The organism is Microbacterium sp. ARD32, from assembly GCF_031844385.1.
In the GTDB taxonomy this organism is placed as follows: domain Bacteria; phylum Actinomycetota; class Actinomycetes; order Actinomycetales; family Microbacteriaceae; genus Microbacterium.
On sequence record NZ_JAUZVD010000001.1, the window covers coordinates 655,358 to 674,098 of the forward strand.

Genomic DNA, 18,741 nt, shown 5'->3' on the forward strand with positions numbered 1-18,741 from the left:
AGATTGACAGCATGAGCACTCACGGCACATCGAACGTGACATCCGGCATGATCGGCGGGGCCATCACGGGCATCGTCCTGGGTATGGTCCTCGTCATCCTGTCGATCGGCTTCGACTGGAGCGGGTTCGTCGGAGGCCTCGCCTTCGGCGCGGGTGTCGGAATCGCCCTCGTCGGCGCGTTCTTCTGGGGCCTCGCAGTCGGACTTCGGCGCGCAGGGCGCCCGATGTGGCGGCCCAGCGCGGACTCCGCGGAATGAGCGCGCTCGCCGACGACATCGCGCGCGCAGTGCTCGCCGACGCGGGTCTCGCGCAGGACGACGGGGCGGACGCTCCGCCGCCCGACGCCGAGGCCTTCCTGGCGCTGATCGCCTCGAGCGCCGCCGCCGAGCGCGAGATCGCCACGCTGCTGCAGCGGTCGGTGGCCTCGGCCCGCGCGGCGGGCGTCAGCTGGGCGCGCATCGGCGGCGAACTGGGCATGACCCGGCAGGCGGCGCAGCAGCGGTTCGGTCGGGGTGATGCCGTCGAGGCGCAGGGCGAGCGCTGGCTCGGACCCGTGACGGCTTTCGACGAGATGGCAGAGCTCGAACTCGCCGGGCGGCAGGGCTGGCACTCGGTGGAGGTGCAGCTCCTCTCCCACCGGCTGATCCGTTCGGACACGCAGTGGCAGCATCGCCGCATCCTGTGGCGAGGATCACTGGCCAGGGAGCGCGCGGAAGGCTGGGAGGTCGGCAGCCGGGCGTTCCCGTGGATCTACCTGGTCCGGGACACCGGGATGCCTGCCGAGCCGTCGGCCTGAGGCTTGGGCCCATTCACCGCGCGCGCGACTCGGTGACGCGCTTCTTCTCGCGAACGTACACTTCGCGGCGCACGCGTGCGACGGTGTCGCCCGCGGCATCCGTGATCTCGGTCTCGAACCACTCCAGCACCTTCGCTCCGCCACGGGCGCGCTCGCGCAGCTCCTCGGCCTTCTGCTTCGGCACGGAGAACTCGGCGGTCAGCACGCCGCGGCCGGGCTTGATGAACTCGATCTCGCCGCGGGTGTCCCAGACGACGTGGTCGCGGCCCAGCTGGTGCATCACGAGCATGAAGAAGTACGGGTCCGTCATCGCCGACATCGAGCCGCCGAAGGCGGTCTTCACGTAGTTGCGGGTGAAGAGGTTCACGTGCAGTTCGACGGTGGCGTGCGTCCAGTCGTCGCTGAACCGGCGCACGCGGATGCCGCTGAACAGGTTCGGGATCCACAGACTCATGCCGATGGCGAGACGCCGAGGGGTGATCTTCATGCTGCAAGTGTCCGCGAAGCGCTCCGGCGAGCGAATTGTTTGCAGGGTTTCCGCAAAATAGTTATAGTTGTTCTATAACTATTTGGAGAGTGACGTGCTCATCAGAATCGACGGCGACAGCACCACCGCCATCTTCGATCAGGTGGCGGCCTCGGTGCGATCGGACATCCTCGCCGGGCAGCTGGTTCCAGGCGATCGGCTGCCGCCCGCCCGCGAAGTGGCCGCCGCGCTCGACATCAATGTGCACACCGTGCTGCGCGCCTACCAGCAGTTGCGCGACGAAGGACTGATCGATCTGCGTCGTGGCAGGGGAGCGGTGATCTCGGCATCCGCCGGGCCCCTGGTCGATCTCGCACACGACATCCACGCCCTCGTCGCCCGAGCCGCCGCCGTCGGCGTCAGCCCGGCCGCACTCGCCGCACTCGTGAAGGAGACCACGTCATGAACAACGACGTCCGCCGCAGCCGCACCGCCTTCGTCTGGGTGGGACTGATCGCACCGATGGCGCTGCTCGTCGCGGCCGCGGTCGCCATCCTCGCCTGGATGCCGCTGCTGCCCGACCCCATGGCGATCCACTGGGGCGATGACGGCGTCAACGGCTTCGCGTCGAAGGGGGCGTACATCCCGCTGGTGCTCGGCATCGGCGCCGCGGTGATCGCCATGACCGCGCTGCTCGCGGTGTTCGCGCACCGCCTGCCGCAGAGCAGCGCCGCACCGGCGATCGGGCCGTGGTCCTCGACCACGCGGTTCATCGGGGCGCTCAATCTGGGGCTGGCCGCGCTGATCGCGATCATCGGCGTCTCCGGCGCCTGGATCCAGCGCGGACTTCCGGATGCGGCGCAGACTCCCGGCATCGGCATCCCGACCCTCATCGGATTCATCGTGATGGGCGCGCTCGCCGTGCTCGGCTGGTTCGTGCAGCCGCCGAGTCCGGCGACCACGACGGAGGCTGCGCCGGCAGGCAGCATCACCCTGACGGCCACGCAGCGCGCCGCCTGGTTCGGCACGGCGACGATGGCGCGCAGCGGCGTGATCGTGCTCATCGCCGCACTCGCGCTGCTCGCACTGACGACCGTGTTCTTCCTTGCGCTCGGTGAGGACGGGTCCTGGATGCTCCTGATCGTCACGATCGTCCTGGCACTGACGATCGGGGCCATGCTCGTCTTCCGCGTGCGGGTGAACGCCGACGGCCTTCGCGTGCGCTCACTGCTGGGCTGGCCCGACACGCGCATCCCGCTGGATCGCATCGACAGGGTCGAGACCGTGCAGCTGGACCCGTTCCGCGAATTCGGCGGCTGGGGGTGGCGACTCGCCCTGGACGGGAGGCGCGGCGTCGTCCTGCGCGCCGGAGCGGCGCTGCAGGTGACGCAGACGGACGGGCGCGTCTTCGTCGTCACCGTCGACGGAGCCTCCGCCGCCGCCGCCACGCTCGAGACGCTGCGCGCGCACGCGGGGCGCGATTGAGCAGTGGCGTCAACCGATCACCGATGAATCAGAGGAGACGATCATGATCCGCATCCGCCCGCTCGCCACCATCGCCTACGTCGTGCTGGCGGTGGGGCTGGCCTGGCTGGTCGCTCTGCCGCTGTGGCTGGGCGACGGGCTGGCCACGCCGGGCGCCGGTCTGCTGCTGCCGGTGATGATGTACACGCCGGCGGCCGCCGTGCTGATCGTCATGCTCGCGCTGCGCCCGGTTCCCCAGGGGCAGCGGCTGCGATTTCTCGGGATGTGGCCGCTGCGCCCTGCGAAGCGGGTGATCTGGACGAGCGTGATCGCCGTGTTCGGGGCGTTCGCGGTCGTGATCCTGTCGCTCGCGGTCGCCTCGCTGTGCGGCTGGATCACGCTCGACCTGGTCGGCTTCTCCGGTTACGGGCAGATCCTGCAGGCCAACCCCGCCGTCGCTGCCAGCGGGCAGGCGCTTCCCCCGCTCGGCGTGCTGGTCCTGGGTCAGCTGATCATGATGCCGTTCGCGGCCATCACCGTCAACGCGCTCGCCGCGTTCGGCGAGGAGCTGGGCTGGCGCGGCTTCCTGGTGCCCGCGCTGCGGCAGTACGGAACCTGGACGGCGCTGCTGGTCAGCGGGGCGATCTGGGGGCTGTGGCACGCGCCGGTCATTCTGCTCGGCTACAACTTCGGGCGTGCCGACCTCACCGGGGTGCTGCTGATGACGGGTGGATGCATCGCCTGGGGCGTGCTGCTCGGCTTCCTGCGGCTGCGGTCCGGGTCGATCTGGCCAGCGGTGTTCGCGCACGGGGCGATGAACGCCTCCATGGGCCTTCCCATGCTGCTCTTCGCGGCGGGCACGCAGCCGGACCCGGCGCTCACGATCGCGCTGGGCGTGTCGGGCTGGATCGTCTGCGCCGTCGTGGCGGTCATCCTGCTGCTGACCGGTCAGTTCCGCCGTCAGCCCGCGCTCGCCCAGCCGCGCCCCACGGCCGCTTGACTCGATCGGAAAACCCAGACCGTTCAGCATCCGACCGGCGCGTCGCGGGCTTCCTGTGCGCGACCCGCCGAGGATGTCTGGGTTCTCCGTGCACGGGAGACTTGACCGCGTCGGGGCCTCGGGGTTGGCTGGGCGCATGGACTCCACCCCGGCGGCCTGGCGGGCCGCAGACGACTTCCTCGCCGATACGCTCGTCGACCACGATCCCGCTCTCGCGGCGGCCCTGTCCGCGCAGCGGGCGGCTGATCTGCCCGCGATCGAGGTGGCCCCGGTCGCGGGCAAGCTGCTGAACCTGCTGGTGCGGATCGCGGGCGCGCGGCGCGTGCTGGAGATCGGCACGCTGGGCGGCTATTCCACGATCTGGATGGCCCGCGGCGTGGGCGAGCAGGGCCGAGTGGTCACGATCGAGGCGGAGGCCGCCCACGCCGACGTCGCCCGCCGGAGCATCGATGCGGCCGGGGTGGGAGAGCGGATCGACATCCGGGTCGGACGCGCGGCAGACGTGCTTCCGACCCTCGTCGGCGGATTCGACCTGGTCTTCATCGATGCGGACAAGGAGTCGAACACGATCTACCTCGACTGGGCGGCGAGGCTCGGGCATCCGGGCACGGTCGTCGTGGTCGACAACATCGGACGCGAGGGCGAGATCGCGAACGACGACACGACCGACCCGCGCGTGATCGGCACGCGCGACGGACTGCGGATGCTGGGGGAGGACCCGCGGTTCGACGCGACGGCCCTGCAGACGGTGGGCGCGAAGGGCTGGGACGGCTTCGCTCTCGCGGTCGTCGTGTGATCGGCCTCCGCCCCTTCGCGCGCGCGAGCGGAGATCATCTGAAACGCCGGATGCCGGTTGGCTAGACTGGCCGAGGACCGACGTCGCTCCACCACCCTTTTCTCCCTTTCGAAGGAGCACATCTGTGGCACTTATCGAGGCTGTAGGCGCACGCGAGATCCTTGACTCGCGCGGAAACCCGACCGTCGAGGTGGAGGTGCTCCTCGACGACGGCATCGTGCAGCGGGCGGCTGTCCCCTCGGGTGCATCCACCGGCGCCTTCGAGGCGTACGAACTGCGCGACGGCGACAAGGGCCGCTACGGCGGCAAGGGCGTGCTCAAGGCGGTCGAGGCGGTCATCGACGAGCTCGGCCCGGCCATCGAGGGCGTGGAGGCCAGCGAGCAGCGCGTGATCGACGAGATCCTGATCGACGTCGACGGCACCGAGAACAAGAAGCGCGTCGGCGCGAACGCCATCCTCGGCGTCAGCCTGGCCGTGGCAAAGGCCGCAGCCGACTCGGCCGACCTGCCGCTGTTCCGCTACCTGGGCGGACCGAACGCCCACCTGCTGCCCGTGCCGCTGTTCAACGTCATCAACGGCGGATCGCACGCCGACAACGGCATCGACATGCAGGAGTTCTTCCTCGCACCGATCGGCGCCGACACGTTCTCCGAGGCGCTGCGCTGGGGCACCGAGGTGTACCACGTGCTCAAGGGCGAGCTGAAGGCCGCCGGCTTCGCCACCGGCCTGGGCGACGAGGGCGGCTTCGCCCCTGACCTGCCCAGCAACCGCGAGGGCCTGGAGTTCCTCGTCAAGGCGATCGAGAAGGCCGGCTTCACCCCGGGCACCGAGATCGCGCTGGGCCTGGATGCTGCCGCCACCGAGTTCTTCAACGACGGCGTGTACCGCCTCGACGGCAAGGACTGGGACGCCGCATCCCTCACCGACTACTACGTGGGCCTGGCCGCCGACTTCCCGATCGTCACGATCGAGGACGCGCTCGCCGAGGACGACTGGGACGGCTGGAAGGCCCTCACCGAGAAGCTCGGATCGCAGATCCAGCTGGTCGGCGACGACCTGTTCGTCACCAACCCCGAGCGCCTGCAGAAGGGCATCGACCTCGGCGTGGCGAACTCGCTGCTGGTCAAGGTGAACCAGATCGGCACCCTGTCCGAGACGCTGGACGCGATCAAACTCGCGCACCGCTCGGGATACACCACCATGCTCTCGCACCGCTCGGGCGAGACCGAGGACACCACCATCGCCGACCTGGTCGTCGCCGTGAACTCCGGCCAGATCAAGAGCGGCGCGCCCGCCCGCAGCGAGCGGGTGGCGAAGTACAATCAGCTTCTGCGCATCGAGGAGGAGCTGGGCGACGCCGCGGTGTTCGCCGGCCGCTCCGCCTTCCCGCGCTTCAAGGGCTGAACCCGGGAGCGCGACAGCACGAACCGTACGACGAAGGGGGAGCCATGGCGAGACGTCCGGCTCCCCCTTCGCCGTCCCCGGCCAGGGCATCCGGCGACTCACAGGGCGCGCGCGGACCTGCCGAGCCGCGCGCCGCGCGTTCCGCGGAGCGCTCGCGCCGCGTCGATGTGCGGGAGTGGGCCGGCGGCATCCGCCTCTCCGGCTTCGCCGTGATCATGCTCTCGCTCGTCGTGCTCGGAACGTGGGTGCTCGTCCCGTCGATCGGCACCTACCTGGACCAGCGGCAGAAGATCGCGGCGCTCGAGCAGTCCGTGCAGCTCACCAAGGACCAGATCGCCGCGCTCGAGCAGGAGCGCACCCGCTGGTCGGATCCCGCCTACATCACCACGCAGGCGCGCGAGCGGCTGTACTACGTCAAACCCGGCGAGGTGATCTACCTGGTCGACAACGATCTGGACCCCGCCGACATCCCGCCCGAGCAGCATCAGGTCAGCGAGAAGATCCAGGAGCGTCCGTCGGATTGGATGCCGCAGCTGCTGCGCAGCCTGACCTCCGCGGGGCTGGCGAAGAACGCGGTCGCGTCGCCCGCGGACTGACCGCGCGCCGAGCCATCGCACAGGTCCCGCCGCGTAGTCTGGAAGGGTGACGACCCCGCCCTTCGAGACGCCGACCGCCGCTGAGATCTCCGTCGTGTCGGCCCAGCTCGGCAGGCGGGCTCGCGGCGTCGTCGGCATCGCCGCGCGCTGCGTGTGCGGCAACCCGACCGTCGTCGCCACGGCGCCCCGGCTGGCGGACGGATCGCCGTTCCCCACCTTCTACTACCTGACGCACCCGGCTGCCACGGTGGCGATGTCCACGCTCGAGGCCGAGCACGTCATGCCCGAGCTCGCCGAGATGCTCGACGATGAGGACGTCGCCGCCGCGTACGCCGCCGCGCACCGCGCGTACCTCGCCGATCGCGGACGATTCGGCGACGTCCCCGAGATCGCCGACGTGTCCGCCGGCGGCATGCCCACCCGGGTGAAGTGCCTGCACGCGCTCGCGGGGCACGCACTCGCCGCCGGTCCCGGCGTCAACCCGATCGGCGACGCCGCGCTGGCGCGCTCCGGCTGGTCGCCGGAGCGGTGCGCGTGCGCCCATCCCGGTGCGGCGTCAGAGACGAGCGCGGCAGGATGATCCGCCGTCGGATGCTGTCCGCCATCGCCGTGTCGACGGCGCTGGCGGCATCCGCTGCTCTCGCCGCCGCTCCGGCCGTCGCCGCGCCGGTCACGGCCACCGCCACCGGGTCGGTGCAGGCCGCGACGCCGTCGCCGACAGCGCCGCCGGTGCCGGACGACCCTGCCGATCCCATTCGCGCGCAGGAGTACTGGCTCGATGGCGCCCGCATCCGCGATGCCTGGAACACGACTCTCGGCGAGGGCGTGACGATCGCGGTGCTCGACACCGGCATCGGCCGCGCGGGCGGTGCGTTCGGCGATGCGGTCGTCGACGGCGTCGACGAATCCGGAGTCGGAGGCAAGAACGGCCGCACCCCGGTCGGCGTGATCAACAGCGATCATGGCACGCTGGTGGCATCCACCGCGGCCGCCCCCGGCAACTCCGACGGCACCGGCATGATCGGCGTGGCGCCGCGCGCGAAACTGCTCTCGGTGTCGCTCGGCTTCCCCGGCTCGTCGGCCACCGTGCCGTTCGCCGAGCAGGTGGCCAAGGGCATGCGCTGGGCCGTCGATCACGGCGCGGACATCATCAACCTGTCGTTCACGACGAACACCCTCGACTGGGACAAGAGCTGGGACGACGCCTTCCTGTACGCCTACGAGCACGACGTGGTCGTCATCGTGGCGGCGGGCAACCGCGGCAGCGGTACTCCCATCGTCGGTGCACCCGCCACCATCCCCGGGGTGCTCACCGTCGGCGGGGTCGATCAGACCGGGACGGCCAGCGTCGAGGCGTCGACGCAGGGGATCACGATCGGCGTGATGGCGCCGAGCGAGCAGCTGATCGGTCTGACTCCCGACGGCGCGGTCGTGGGCTGGAGGGGTACCAGCGGTGCGGCGCCGATCGTCGCCGGTGCGGCGGCGCTCGTGCGCGCGGCGCATCCCGAACTGGATGCCGCGAACGTCATCAACCGGATCATCAGGACGGCCATCCGCGTGCCCGAGATGTCGGCGAACACGCCCGACGTCGAGTACGGCTACGGGTTGCTGGACGCCCATGCCGCAGTCACGGCATCCGTGCCGAAGGTGGACGCCAACCCGATGGGCGACCTGAAGGAATGGGTCCGCCTGTACCGTCGGGCCTCATCGCCGGCCAAGCCGACTCCGGAGGCCACCGCGACTCCTGTCGCGGTTCAGCCGCTGCCCGCCGCAGACCCGCCCCGCAAGCCCGGGTCACCGCTGCTGCCGTCGGCCGAGACGCTGCGGTACGGGACTCTTCCGCTTCTGGCGCTCACCGTGCCTGGTACTCTGATAGCGCTTGGCGTCACCGCAGCTGCCCGGCGCATCCGAATGGAGCGCGGTCGACGCACTCCCACACCCTGACGACGAGGAGTTGTCCCCCTGTGCCTCAGAACAGCACTGCACCCCGCATTCTGATTGTCGGTGGAGGCTACGCAGGTTTCTACACCGCATGGAAGCTCGAGAAGCACCTTCGCAAGGGTGAGGCCGAGGTGACGATGGTGGATCCGCTGCCGTACCTCACCTACCAGCCGTTCCTGCCCGAGGTCGCGGCCGGCTCGGTGGAGCCGCGGCATGCGGTCGTCGCGCATCGCCGGCACCTCAAGCGCACCAACGTGATCACCGCGAAGGTCACCGGCATCGATCACGCGAACAAGATCGCGACGATCTCGCCCGAGGCCGGTGAGCCGTACGAGTTCGCCTACGACCAGATCGTGGTCACCGCCGGTGCCGTCTCGCGCACCTTCCCGATTCCCGGCATCGCCGACAACGCGATCGGGCTCAAGACCATCGAAGAGGCCGTCGCCGTGCGCGACAAGCTGATGTCCAACTTCGACCGGGCCGCGTCGATCCCGGCCGGTCCCGAGCGCGACCGCCTGCTGACCGTGGTGGTGGTCGGGGGTGGCTTCGCCGGCATCGAGGCGTTCGCCGAGCTGCGCTCGCTCGCGTCGGCCCTGGTGTCGAAGTACCCGCAGGTCTCCTTCGAGGACACCCACTTCCACCTGATCGAGGCGATGGGCCGGATCATGCCGGAGGTCTCGCTGAAGACCAGCGAATGGGTGCTGAAGGACCTCGCCAAGCGCGGTGCCAGCGTGCATCTGGACACCCAGGTGACCGGCGCGGTCGACGGCAACGTGGAGCTGTCCACGGGCGAAGTCATCCCGACCGACCTGATCGTGTGGACGGCCGGCGTCATGGCCAACCCGACCGTCGTGCGCGGGGGAGACCTGCCCGTCGAGGAGCGCGGGCGAATCCAGACCCGCGCCGACCTGCGCGTCGGCACGGACGAGGAGCCGGTCGAGGGCGCCTGGGCCGCTGGCGACGTGTCCGCGGTGCCCGATCTGTCCGGCGGCGGCGTCGGCGGATTCTGCGTGCCCAACGCACAGCACGCCGTGCGCCAGGCCAAGCGCCTGGCCAAGAACCTCACCGCCGTGCTCCGCGGCGAGGAGACCAAGGACTACTTCCACAAGAACCTCGGAGCCGTCGCGGGCCTGGGGCTGTACAACGGTGTCTTCCAGTCCGGGAAGATCGCCTTGAAGGGCTTCCTCGCGTGGGTCGCGCACCGCGGCTACCACGGTCTGGCCATGCCGACCTGGGAGCGCAAGTGGCGCGTGCTCTGGGGCTGGTGGAACAACCTGTGGCTCGGTCGCGACATCGTCAGCCTCGAGGCGGTGCAGCAGCCGCGGGCCGTGTTCGAGCAGTTCGCCGCGCGTCCGCGTCCGGCTGCGGCGGCGCCCGCGCCGAAGCCCGAGACGCCCGCCGAGGTGCCCGATGAGAAGGACGTCCCGGTGAAGGACGACGCCGTCAAGAAGGTCACAGCCAAGCAGGCGGCCGAAGCGAAGGCCTGAGCAGCATCCGGCTGAAGGGCCCGGCCGAGAGCAGCTCTCGGCCGGGCCCTTCGCCGTGCACGCGGCGGGCGCGGAGCGTCCTCGCGGTGATGACGCGGTGCGGGTTGCGGGCTGGCGCGGTCAGCGGATGCGGATGCCCTCGGTCAGGTGCGTGATCAGACGCCGCGCGTGCCGCAGCGCCAGGTGCTCGGGTGCGGCGACGGTCACGGAGCCGAGCGCCACCAGGATGATCGTCATGTCGTCAGCGCCGAAGTCGTCTCGCACCAGCCCCGCCTGCCGCAGCCGCTCCGCCAGCGTGCTCAGACCGGCGACCGCACGGGAGCGGAACTCCTCGTAGAGCGGAATCGTCTCCCGTCGCTCGGCGATGGCCTGAGCGACGCCCGGGTTCTCGATCTCCAGCCTCACCACGGTCTCCAGGGACCGGATGAATCCCCGCCAGCGGTCCGCATCTGCCACCGCGTCGTCCAGGATCGCGATGCGGTGGGCGATCTGCTCACCGAACATCTCGGTGAGCAGCGCCTCCCGAGAGGGGAAGTGACGATACAGCGTCGCCGCACCCACGCCGGCGGCGCGCGATGGCCGTCATGGGGGCATCCGCGCCGTGAGCCGCGACGGATCGTCGCGCCGCATCGAGGATCCGCGCACGATTGCGCAGGGCGTCCCTTCGGGCCGAGACCGCGGTCACAGTCGCTCCGTGCGCTGCGCGTTCGCCGGATTCGAGAGCTCCACGGCGGGCTTCTTCTCGGTTCGGTCCGAAACGGCGGGCCATGCCCGCTTCGCTGCCTAGCGTAGTCCTCATGCCTGACCAGATGAGAGCTGCGATGTTCGACAGCTACGGCGCACCGGAGGTGCTGTACGTGACGCAGACGGAGCGGCCGGTTCCGCAGCCGGGTGACGTGCTCGTGCGGGTGAGCGCGTCGTCCGTGAACGGCGGCGAGGTGATCGCGCGTCAAGGCCGGTTGCGCCTCGTCACCGGCAGGCGCTTCCCGCAGCGCGTCGGCATCGACTTCTGCGGTGAGGTCTCGGCGGTGGGGCTGGGCGTCACCGACCTCGCCGTCGGCGACCGGGTGTGGGGTGCGGTCGACGAACGCGGTCCCAGAGGTGCGGCCGCGGACTACGTGACGGCCCCGGCGGGGAACGTCGCGATCGCCCCCGCGTCGCTCTCGCCCGCCCAGGCGGTGTCGCTGCTGTCCGGCGGCAGCACCTCTCTGGTCGCGCTGCGGGATGTCGCCGGCCTGCGACCGGGGGAACGGCTGCTCGCGCGCGGAGGAGCGGGCGGCGTCGGCTCGGTCGGGGTGCAGATCGGCGCCATGATGGGTGCGCACGTCACCGCCCTCGCGAGCGCGGCGACCGCGGCCTTCGTGCGCGGTCTGGGGCGGCCGAGGTGATCGACTACCGCACGCCGGCCGCCGCGCTGGGAAGGTTCGACGTGATCCTCGACACCCGCGGCACCGACCTCCGGGCGTTCCGGCGACAGCTGTCGCCCGAGGGCCGGATGATCACCATCGCCTTCGATCTGGAACGGGCGGTGCGCAGCCTCGGCGGCATCCTGGGCTCCCGGGTGCACGGCTCGCGCCGCATCCGCCTCTTCTTCGGTCACCCGCGCCGAGAGCTGTTCGACGAGCTCGCCGGGCTCGCCGACCAGGGACGCCTGCGATCCGTCGTCGATGAGACGTACCCGCTGGAGCGCATCGCCGAGGCGCACGCACGACTGGAACGCGGCGGCGTCGAGGGCAAGGTCATCGTGCTCGTGGCCCCTTAGGACTTCGTGCCCCACCGGGATTCGAACCCGCCCCGTCGGCTCTCCGCTCGCCGCTTCGCGTCGTGCGGAGCCTCGGCCGACGCGGTTCCGTTTCGGGTTCTCACCCGGTGAGGTCACTCCGTGCCCCCACCGGGATTCGAACCCGCCCCGTCGGCTCTCCGCTCGCCGCTTCGCGTCGTGCGGAGCCTCGGCCGACGCGGTTCCGTTTCGGGTTCTCACCCGGTGAGGTCACTTCGTGCCCCCACCGGGATTCGAACCCGGACTGAAGCGTGTTTAAGACGCCTGCCTCTGCCGTTGGGCTATGGGGGCCGCGCCGCAATCCTAGTCGGATACCGGTGCGCGCCTGCCTGCTCCGGCAGTGGCGGCACCGCGGACAAGCGCGGCGATGGCGGGCGAATGCGCGTCCTCGTGCCAGGCGATCACGAGCGACGCAGGCGGAGCGTCCGCGATCGGCACGTAATGGATACCCGGTCGCGGGTAACGCGCTGCGACCGAGCTCGCGAGCACGATCGCAGCGGCGTCGCCCAGCGAGATCAGCGTGAGCAGCTGCGCGAGATCGGCGGCCGGGTGGATGCCGAAGGAGCGCTCGGCGTGCCGATCGATGCTCTCGGCGGAGATCCCGAGGGCGCCGAGGGTGATCGCATCCCGTGATCCGAGCGGGTGGCCTGCGGGCAGGGCGGCGACCCTCGGCTCGGTGTGTATCGTCTCGGCATCCAGCCCGCGCAGATCGTGCGGATCGTAGATCAGCGCGGCATCGACCTCTCCGCGGCGGATCAGGTTCGCGTGCTCGCCCCAGCCGCACAGCTTCACCGCGACCGGCTCCGAGCCCGGCTCCCTCGAGGTCGCAGCCAGAACGTCGTCCAGCAGGCCGCCATCCGCGTCCGCCTTCACCGCGAGGACGACGCTCCTCGCCGGCGCGGCGGCACGGCGCGCACGCAGGACGGCTGCATCCAGACCTTCCAGCGCCCGCACCGTGTCCACGAGGAGCGCTTCGCCCGCGGGGGTGAGTGCGACCGAGCGGGTCGTCCTGCTCAGAAGCATCACTCCCAGTTCGGATTCGAGCGCGCGCACGGTGCGGGAGAGCGCTGGCGAGGCGATTCCGAGCTCCTCCGCCGCACGCGCGAAGCTGCGGTGGCGGGCGACTGCCGAGAAGTAGCGCAGCGACCGCGACTCGATGGGCATGGAGAGCAGTCTATGAGCGAAACGGCACGGCGATTGATGCCGTTGCGGCACGGATCATTGCCGAACCGGACCTTCAGTCTGCGAAGCGCGACCGCGACTCTGGAGGCGACGGATGAGCGTCACCCAACGAATCGGCATCAGAGGAGCACCACATGCAGGGAATCGGCATCGAGCACTACGGCGAGCAGCCCCGCCTCATCGACATCCCACTGCCGGACCCGGCAACCGGCGAGATCGAGGTGGAGCTCTTCGCGGCGTCCCGGAACCCGCTGGACGAGGCAGTCGCCGCCGGGCACCTCGCGGGGCACGGCGAGTTCCGCTTCCCGCTGATCCTCGGCTTCGACGGAGCGGGCGTGATCCGGCGGACAGCAGGCGCCTCGGCCGGCTTCTCCGCGGGCGACCGCGTATTCGGTCAGTTCTGGGCAGCCGCGATGCAGTTCGGGACCTTCGCCGAGGCGACGGTCGTGCAGGCCCGGCCCGCATTCGGTGCGCTGCGCCGCATTCCGAACGGCGTCTCGTTCGAGGATGCCGCGGCGGCGCCGACCGCGGGCATGACGGCGGTGGGGGCCCTGGACAGCAGCCGCGCCGCCTCGGGGGACACCGTGCTGATCCTCGGTGCGAGCGGCGGAGTCGGAGCCTTCGCCGTCCAGGAGGCGAAGGCCCGCGGCATCCGGGTTCTGGCCGGCGTCAGCCCGGAAGCCGCCGATGCCCTCCGGGCGCTGGGAGCCGACGATGTCCTGCCCCGCGACGCGGACCTGCCAGAGGCGCTCGCCGCCCTCGGCGCGGCGGAACTCGCCGCCGTTCTCGACTTCACGGGAGCGACCGACGCGGTGGATGTCGCCGCCGAGAGCGTGCGGGGCGGCGGCACGGTCGTCTCGACGGCCTACGGCGTGTCCGACGCGCTCCGGGCGCAGAACCGGATCGTCGCCGTGGAGTACGTGCTCGACGAGAAGCCGGCACGGCTCGAGCGCCTCGCCGATGCGCTGTCCGCCGGCGCCGTCCGTCCGGTCGTCTCGCGTGAGATCGGGCTTGAGGATGCCCTGCACCGCCCCGCGCCGCCGCGCGACGGACTCCGCGGCAAGACCGTTATCCGCCTGCGGTGACCGTGTCGGCGATCGGGAACGGCGCTGCCCTCGGACTCAGCGTCAGCGGAAGTGAGTCCGAGTCCCGAACGTCATAGGGTAGGGGAGTGCTCGACCTCACTGCCGAAAAGAGCCCCATCGCCGGCCAGGGCAGGCTCGCCCGCGCAGAGCCGTGGCGCGATCCTGAACGCTACTGGCGCACGCTCACCGAGGCGACAGCGCATCTGCCTGCACCGGTGGCGGTGATCGAGCGCGAAGCTCTGCGCCACAACGCGATGGATCTGCTGGTGCGCGCCGGCGGGCTGCCGATCCGCGTCGCGACGAAGTCGGTGCGGGTGCGCTCGGTGCTGGACGCGGTGCTCGCGATTCCCGGCTTCCGCGGCATCCTGTCCTTCACCCTGGCTGAGGCGCTCTGGCTCGCCGAGGACCACGACGACATCGTGCTCGGGTACCCGACGGCTGACCGGAGCGGCCTGGCGGCGCTGCTCGCCGACGAGCGGCTCGCCGCGCGCATCACCCTCATGGTCGATGATCTCGCGCAGCTCGACCTGATCGACTCGATCGCGGCGCCCGGCTCCCGTCCCGAGGTGCGCATCGCCATCGACGTCGACGCGTCGTACCGGGCACCGGGACTCGGGCACATCGGCGTGCGCCGCTCCCCGCTGTTCACGGCGGCGGATGTCGCCGGCTTCGCCCGGCAGGTGGTGCGCCGTCCCGGCTTCCGCCTGGTGGGTCTGCAGATGTACGACGCGCAGATCGCCGGGCAGGGGGATGCTGCAGGGCCGGATGCCCCGGTCATCCGCCTGGTGCAGTCGCGCTCGCGCGACGAACTGCTGCACCGTCGGGCCGAGATCGCCGACGCCATGCTGGGCATCGCGCCCCTGGAGTTCCTCAACGGCGGCGGCACGGGGTCGCTCGAGTTCACCGCACGTGACGAGTCGCTGACCGAGGCCACGGCAGGCAGCGGCCTGCTCGCGGGGCACCTGTTCGACGGCTATCGGTCCTTCCGCCCGGCGCCGGCGACAGCCTTCGCGTTCGATGTGGTGCGCCGGCCGGCCCCCGACATCGCGACGGTGCTCGGAGGCGGGTGGATCGCATCCGGTCCCGCAGTGGCCTCCCGCCAGCCCGTCGCGGCGTGGCCGCCGCGGCTGCGCACCATGCCGCGCGAGGCGGCGGGCGAGGTGCAGACTCCGCTGCAGGGCCAGGCGGCGCGCGAGCTGAGAGTCGGCGATCGCGTCTGGTTCCGTCACGCCAAGAGCGGCGAGCCGGCCGAACGCATCCTCGGCTATCACCTCGTCGCCGACGGCTCCGTCGTCGACGAGCTGCCCACCTACCGCGGCGAGGGGAAGGCCTTCCTGTGACCAGACCAGGCGGCACATGGCAGAACTGGGGACGCTCGGCTTCGGTGCGTCCGGTGCGCGTGGAGCGCCCGCGCTCGCCGGAGGGTGTGCAGCGCGCCGTCAAGGCCGCGACCGCCCAGGGGCTGACGGTGAAGGCGATCGGCGCCGGGCACAGCTTCACCGGCATCGCCGTGGCACCCGGCGTGCTGCTCGAACTCGACGACCTGCAGGGTCTCGTGTCGGCGGATGCGGCGACCGGCCGCGTCACGCTGCTCGCGGGCACGCGCCTGCACCGCATCCCCGAGCTGCTGCGCCCGTACGGACTCGCCATGGAGAACCTGGGCGACATCGACCGGCAGTCCATCTCCGGCGCGATCTCGACGGGCACGCACGGCACCGGCGTGCGCTTCGGCGGCATCGCGACGCAGGTGCGCGGTCTGACGCTGATCACCGCCGAAGGCGAGTTCCTGCGCATCGACGAGACGCACGAGCCCGGACTGCTCGCCGGCGCGGTGGTGGGCCTGGGGGCGCTCGGCGTGATCGTCGAGGTGACGCTGCAGTGCGTGCCGGCGTTCGTGCTGCACGCGATCGACGCCCCGGCACCGCTGGATGCGACGCTGGAGACCGTGCACGAGCAGGCGGCGGCCGCCGACCATCTCGAGTTCTACTGGCATCCGCACACCGATGTCGCGCTCATGAAGACGCAGACCCGGCTGCCGGAGTCCGCGAAACGGCATCCGATCCCCGGGGCACGGCGCTGGCTCGACGAGACCGTGCTCTCCAACGGCGTCTTCGGAGCCTTCTGCGCCCTCAGCCGCTTCGCCCCGGCGATCATCCCGTCGTTCAACCGCCTGGCTGTGCAGCTGACCGGTGACGCAGAGTACTCCGACCGCTCGCACCGCGTGCTGATCCACCACCGCGATGTGCGCTTCCGCGAGATGGAGTACGCGATCCCGGCCGCCGACCTGGTACCCGCCTTCGACGAGCTGCGCCGGCTCATCACCGATCGCGGCTGGCGCATCGAGTTCCCCGTGGAAGTGCGCTTCGCGGCATCCGACGACCTCTGGCTGTCCACAGCCTCGGGGCGCGACAGCGCCTACATCGCCGTGCACCGCTACTGGCGCGTCGACCCGCGCGAGTACTTCGGCGCCGTCGAGCAGATCATGCTCCGCCACGGGGGCCGCCCGCACTGGGGCAAGCTGCACAGCCTCACGGCAGATCAGCTGCGAGAGCGCTATCCGCGCTTCGACGACTTCGTGGCCCTGCGCGATCGCCTCGACCCCGAGCGGGTGTTCGGGAACCGCTACCTGGAGCGCGTGCTGGGCGCGTGATCACGGCCCGCCTTCCAGGCGATGTGCAGAGTCACGCGCATAGGATGGACGAAGACTCAAGAGGGGGAATGGCATGGAATGGCTGTGGCCGGTACTGATCGTCGTCGGAGTGCTCGTGCTCGTCGGCATCTACCTCTGGTCGACCTACAACTCGCTCGTGCAGCTGAACGTGCGCGTGGACGAGGCGTGGAGTGGCATCACCGTGCAGCTCAAGCGTCGAGCGGATCTGATCCCGAACCTCATCGAGACGGTCCGCGGGTACGCGGCGCACGAGAAGGCCGTCTTCGAAGGCGTCACCCGCGCCCGCGCCGAGACGCTCTCGGCCAGCGGACCCGCAGAGGCCGGCGTCGCGGAGGGGCACCTGCAGCAGGCCCTGCGTAGCCTGTTCGCGGTCGCTGAGGCGTACCCGCAGCTGCAGGCCAGCCAGAACTACCTGCAGCTGCAGCACGCCCTCGTCGACACCGAGGACAAGATCCAGGCCGCACGTCGCTTCTACAACGGCGGCGTGCGCGAACTGAACACCAAGATCAAGGTCTTCCCGAACAACATGTTCGCCCGCGGGCTCGGCTTCAGCGAGCGGGAGTTCTTCGAGGTCGCCGACGACAGCGCGATCTCAGAACCGCCGAGGGTGCAGTTCTGACACGGAACGACTCAATGCGACGAAGGAGCGTTGAGTCGTTCGCGTGTCAGGGTTGAGCGAGCTTGCGAGTCGAAACCTCTCGCGGCGTCCTCAATGCGACGAAGGAGCGTTGAGTCGTTCGCGTGTCAGGGTTGAGCGAGCTTGCGAGTCGAAACCTGCGCTCTACTCGCGCGGATGCACGTGGCGCTGGACGTCGGCCTCGCGGCCGCCCAGCGCGCGCGCCACGGCATCCGCGGCATCGCCCCAGCCCGACACGCTGATGCGCTCCAGCCCCTGCCACGCGGCCGCGCGCGCGAGCTCCTCGGCCACCCGGGGTGCATCCGCTTCGGGTGTCGCGTGCCCCTCCCACCAGGCCGACTGCACCCGCAGCACGGATGCTGCGCGGTCGGCCTTCAGATCCACGCGGCCCACGATCCTGTCGCCCACCAGCACGGGCAGCGAGTAGTAGCCGTAGCGGCGCTTGTCGGCCGGCACGTAGATCTCGATGCGGTAATCGAAGTCGAACACCCGCAGCGCGCGGTCGCGGAACCAGACGACCGGGTCGAACGGCGTCAGCAGCGCGGCGCGATCGATCCGGCGTGGGAGCACGGCATCGCGATGCCGCCAGGCGGGCAGGGGCCGGCCGGAGCGCTCCCAGCCGCGCACGACGACGGGCTCGAGCTCTCCGGTCTCCACGAGATCGGCGACCGCGTCGCGCACGGCGGCCTGGTCGCGCAGCCGGTAGTAGTCGTTCAGATCCGAGATCGTCGCGACGCCGTAGGAGCGTGCGGCGCGGCGCACCAGCTCGCGCACCGCGTCCCGCTGCGGTACCGGCGAGGCCAGAATCCGCGCCGGGACGATCTGCTCGGCGAGGCCGTAGCGCCGTTCGAATCCGGCGCGGCCGGCGATCGCCACCTCCCCGCTCCGCCAGAGGTGCTCCAGCGCCGTCTTCGCGACATCCCAGTCCCACCACTGGCCCCGCTCGCGGGGCGCATCGTCGCGCAGATCCGCCGGGCGCAGCGGTCCGCGCTCCCGCAGCTCCGCACGCACCCAGTCGAGCGTGCGCGCGTTCGCGTGCATCCACGAATCGGGGTCGGCCGCGCGCCGTCGCCACGCCGCCATGCGGAACTCCCACAGCGCCCAGTCCTCCACGGGCATGAACGCGGCCTCGTGGGCGAGGTACTCGACGTAGTGCGTGGTGCGGGAGAGGAAGGTGCGGTCCAGCAGTTCTGGCGCGTATGCGCCCAGCCGGGAGAACATCGGCATGTAGTGCGAGCGTGCGAACACGTTCACCGAATCGATCTGCAGCACGCCGAGGCGCTGCATCGAGCGGTGCAGATGCCGGGAGGCGACCGCATCGGGCATCCGCCGGGAGAACCCCTGCGCGGCGAGTGCGATGCGGCGGGCCTCCCCGGCGCTGAGCGCTGCAGTCGATGTCACGCACCCAGGCTAATGCCGACCTCCGACATGCGGC

Annotated in this window: 20 protein-coding genes, 1 tRNA gene and 1 pseudogene; 17 read left to right on the top strand and 5 right to left on the bottom strand. The window is 70.8% G+C overall.

Going from position 1 to position 18,741, the window contains the following annotated elements:
- Positions 1 to 11: 11 nt before the first annotated feature.
- Entirely contained in the window at positions 12 to 257 is a 246-nt protein-coding gene (locus Q9R19_RS02990) for a hypothetical protein (RefSeq protein WP_311254857.1), read from the top strand.
- Entirely contained in the window at positions 254 to 796 is a 543-nt protein-coding gene (locus tag Q9R19_RS02995) for a hypothetical protein (RefSeq protein WP_311254858.1), read from the top strand. The genes Q9R19_RS02990 and Q9R19_RS02995 overlap by 4 nt, the downstream gene beginning before the upstream one ends.
- Positions 797 to 809: 13 nt before the next feature.
- On the opposite strand, the gene Q9R19_RS03000 is transcribed toward Q9R19_RS02995, so the two are convergent.
- On the bottom strand, positions 810 to 1,283 hold the full coding sequence (locus tag Q9R19_RS03000) for a DUF4442 domain-containing protein (RefSeq protein WP_311254859.1): 474 nt from the start codon (positions 1,281 to 1,283) through the stop codon (positions 810 to 812).
- A gap of 94 nt (positions 1,284 to 1,377) precedes the next feature.
- Between Q9R19_RS03000 and Q9R19_RS03005 the strand changes: the two genes are divergently transcribed.
- The 9 genes from Q9R19_RS03005 to Q9R19_RS03045 all read left to right on the top strand — a co-directional run bounded on the left by Q9R19_RS03005 (position 1,378) and on the right by Q9R19_RS03045 (position 9,951).
- Positions 1,378 to 1,728, top strand: a complete 351-nt coding sequence (locus Q9R19_RS03005; RefSeq protein ID WP_311254860.1) for a GntR family transcriptional regulator — start codon at positions 1,378 to 1,380, stop codon at positions 1,726 to 1,728.
- Positions 1,725 to 2,747 carry a hypothetical protein gene (locus tag Q9R19_RS03010; protein WP_311254861.1) on the top strand — a complete coding sequence of 341 codons (1,023 nt, stop codon included), beginning with the start codon at positions 1,725 to 1,727 and terminating at the stop codon, positions 2,745 to 2,747. The genes Q9R19_RS03005 and Q9R19_RS03010 overlap by 4 nt, the downstream gene beginning before the upstream one ends.
- Before the next feature lie 43 nt (positions 2,748 to 2,790).
- The gene (locus tag Q9R19_RS03015) at positions 2,791 to 3,726 is read left to right on the top strand and encodes a CPBP family intramembrane glutamic endopeptidase (RefSeq protein WP_311254862.1); all 936 of its coding nucleotides are present in this window, start codon (positions 2,791 to 2,793) and stop codon (positions 3,724 to 3,726) included.
- A 136-nt stretch (positions 3,727 to 3,862) separates the two neighbouring features.
- Complete coding sequence (locus Q9R19_RS03020; protein WP_311254863.1) at positions 3,863 to 4,522, top strand: O-methyltransferase; 660 nt, start codon at positions 3,863 to 3,865, stop codon at positions 4,520 to 4,522.
- A gap of 124 nt (positions 4,523 to 4,646) precedes the next feature.
- Positions 4,647 to 5,927 carry a phosphopyruvate hydratase gene (gene eno / locus Q9R19_RS03025; RefSeq protein ID WP_311254864.1) on the top strand — a complete coding sequence of 427 codons (1,281 nt, stop codon included), beginning with the start codon at positions 4,647 to 4,649 and terminating at the stop codon, positions 5,925 to 5,927.
- 44 nt (positions 5,928 to 5,971) lie between these two features.
- Entirely contained in the window at positions 5,972 to 6,523 is a 552-nt protein-coding gene (locus tag Q9R19_RS03030) for a septum formation initiator family protein (protein ID WP_311254865.1), read from the top strand.
- Positions 6,524 to 6,569: 46 nt separating this feature from the next.
- On the top strand, positions 6,570 to 7,103 hold the full coding sequence (locus Q9R19_RS03035; protein WP_311254866.1) for a DUF501 domain-containing protein: 534 nt from the start codon (positions 6,570 to 6,572) through the stop codon (positions 7,101 to 7,103).
- A gap of 11 nt (positions 7,104 to 7,114) precedes the next feature.
- Positions 7,115 to 8,467: a S8 family serine peptidase gene (locus Q9R19_RS03040; protein WP_311254867.1), complete on the top strand. Its 1,353-nt coding sequence runs from the start codon at positions 7,115 to 7,117 to the stop codon at positions 8,465 to 8,467.
- Between the two features lie 20 nt (positions 8,468 to 8,487).
- Positions 8,488 to 9,951: an FAD-dependent oxidoreductase gene (locus tag Q9R19_RS03045; RefSeq protein ID WP_311254868.1), complete on the top strand. Its 1,464-nt coding sequence runs from the start codon at positions 8,488 to 8,490 to the stop codon at positions 9,949 to 9,951.
- Between the two features lie 120 nt (positions 9,952 to 10,071).
- Here the strand turns inward: Q9R19_RS03045 and Q9R19_RS03050 are convergent.
- A pseudogene (locus tag Q9R19_RS03050) lies at positions 10,072 to 10,515 on the bottom strand (TetR/AcrR family transcriptional regulator); the annotation flags it as partial.
- A gap of 233 nt (positions 10,516 to 10,748) precedes the next feature.
- On the opposite strand from Q9R19_RS03050, the gene Q9R19_RS03055 reads away from it, so the two are divergent.
- Both Q9R19_RS03055 and Q9R19_RS03060 read left to right on the top strand, forming a co-directional pair.
- Positions 10,749 to 11,339, top strand: a complete 591-nt coding sequence (locus Q9R19_RS03055) for an alcohol dehydrogenase catalytic domain-containing protein (RefSeq protein ID WP_311254869.1) — start codon at positions 10,749 to 10,751, stop codon at positions 11,337 to 11,339.
- Positions 11,336 to 11,713, top strand: coding sequence for a zinc-binding dehydrogenase (locus Q9R19_RS03060; RefSeq protein WP_311254870.1), 378 nt, complete (start codon positions 11,336 to 11,338; stop codon positions 11,711 to 11,713). Before Q9R19_RS03055 ends, Q9R19_RS03060 begins: the two co-directional genes overlap by 4 nt.
- Before the next feature lie 236 nt (positions 11,714 to 11,949).
- On the opposite strand, the gene Q9R19_RS03065 is transcribed toward Q9R19_RS03060, so the two are convergent.
- Both Q9R19_RS03065 and Q9R19_RS03070 read right to left on the bottom strand, forming a co-directional pair.
- Positions 11,950 to 12,022, bottom strand: a tRNA-Leu gene (locus tag Q9R19_RS03065).
- A gap of 12 nt (positions 12,023 to 12,034) precedes the next feature.
- Entirely contained in the window at positions 12,035 to 12,895 is an 861-nt protein-coding gene (locus Q9R19_RS03070) for a LysR family transcriptional regulator (RefSeq protein WP_311254871.1), read from the bottom strand.
- A gap of 152 nt (positions 12,896 to 13,047) precedes the next feature.
- Here Q9R19_RS03070 and Q9R19_RS03075 point away from each other — a divergent pair, with 152 nt between their 5' ends.
- From Q9R19_RS03075 to Q9R19_RS03090, 4 genes are all read left to right on the top strand, one after another.
- Positions 13,048 to 13,998, top strand: coding sequence for an NADP-dependent oxidoreductase (locus Q9R19_RS03075; protein ID WP_311254872.1), 951 nt, complete (start codon positions 13,048 to 13,050; stop codon positions 13,996 to 13,998).
- Positions 13,999 to 14,084: 86 nt separating this feature from the next.
- Complete coding sequence (locus Q9R19_RS03080; protein WP_311254873.1) at positions 14,085 to 15,338, top strand: alanine racemase; 1,254 nt, start codon at positions 14,085 to 14,087, stop codon at positions 15,336 to 15,338.
- Entirely contained in the window at positions 15,335 to 16,648 is a 1,314-nt protein-coding gene (locus Q9R19_RS03085) for a D-arabinono-1,4-lactone oxidase (RefSeq protein WP_311254874.1), read from the top strand. The genes Q9R19_RS03080 and Q9R19_RS03085 overlap by 4 nt, the downstream gene beginning before the upstream one ends.
- Before the next feature lie 73 nt (positions 16,649 to 16,721).
- The gene (locus tag Q9R19_RS03090; protein ID WP_311254875.1) at positions 16,722 to 17,288 is read left to right on the top strand and encodes a LemA family protein; all 567 of its coding nucleotides are present in this window, start codon (positions 16,722 to 16,724) and stop codon (positions 17,286 to 17,288) included.
- A gap of 162 nt (positions 17,289 to 17,450) precedes the next feature.
- Here Q9R19_RS03090 and Q9R19_RS03095 read toward each other — a convergent pair whose 3' ends face one another.
- A complete protein-coding gene (locus Q9R19_RS03095; RefSeq protein ID WP_311254876.1) occupies positions 17,451 to 18,707 on the bottom strand; it encodes a DNA glycosylase AlkZ-like family protein in 1,257 nt (418 codons plus the stop codon).
- Between the last annotated feature and the right edge of the window lie 34 nt (positions 18,708 to 18,741).

Coding starts and splice junctions, on each gene's coding strand:
- Q9R19_RS02990 (WP_311254857.1), top strand. CDS start 12: ATGAGCACTCACGGCACATCGAACGTGACATCCGGCATGATCGGCGGG.
- Q9R19_RS02995 (WP_311254858.1), top strand. CDS start 254: ATGAGCGCGCTCGCCGACGACATCGCGCGCGCAGTGCTCGCCGACGCG.
- Q9R19_RS03000 (WP_311254859.1), bottom strand. CDS start 1,283: ATGAAGATCACCCCTCGGCGTCTCGCCATCGGCATGAGTCTGTGGATC.
- Q9R19_RS03010 (WP_311254861.1), top strand. CDS start 1,725: ATGAACAACGACGTCCGCCGCAGCCGCACCGCCTTCGTCTGGGTGGGA.
- Q9R19_RS03015 (WP_311254862.1), top strand. CDS start 2,791: ATGATCCGCATCCGCCCGCTCGCCACCATCGCCTACGTCGTGCTGGCG.
- Q9R19_RS03020 (WP_311254863.1), top strand. CDS start 3,863: ATGGACTCCACCCCGGCGGCCTGGCGGGCCGCAGACGACTTCCTCGCC.
- Q9R19_RS03030 (WP_311254865.1), top strand. CDS start 5,972: ATGGCGAGACGTCCGGCTCCCCCTTCGCCGTCCCCGGCCAGGGCATCC.
- Q9R19_RS03040 (WP_311254867.1), top strand. CDS start 7,115: ATGCTGTCCGCCATCGCCGTGTCGACGGCGCTGGCGGCATCCGCTGCT.
- Q9R19_RS03055 (WP_311254869.1), top strand. CDS start 10,749: ATGCCTGACCAGATGAGAGCTGCGATGTTCGACAGCTACGGCGCACCG.
- Q9R19_RS03070 (WP_311254871.1), bottom strand. CDS start 12,895: ATGCCCATCGAGTCGCGGTCGCTGCGCTACTTCTCGGCAGTCGCCCGC.
- Q9R19_RS03075 (WP_311254872.1), top strand. CDS start 13,048: ATGCAGGGAATCGGCATCGAGCACTACGGCGAGCAGCCCCGCCTCATC.
- Q9R19_RS03090 (WP_311254875.1), top strand. CDS start 16,722: ATGGAATGGCTGTGGCCGGTACTGATCGTCGTCGGAGTGCTCGTGCTC.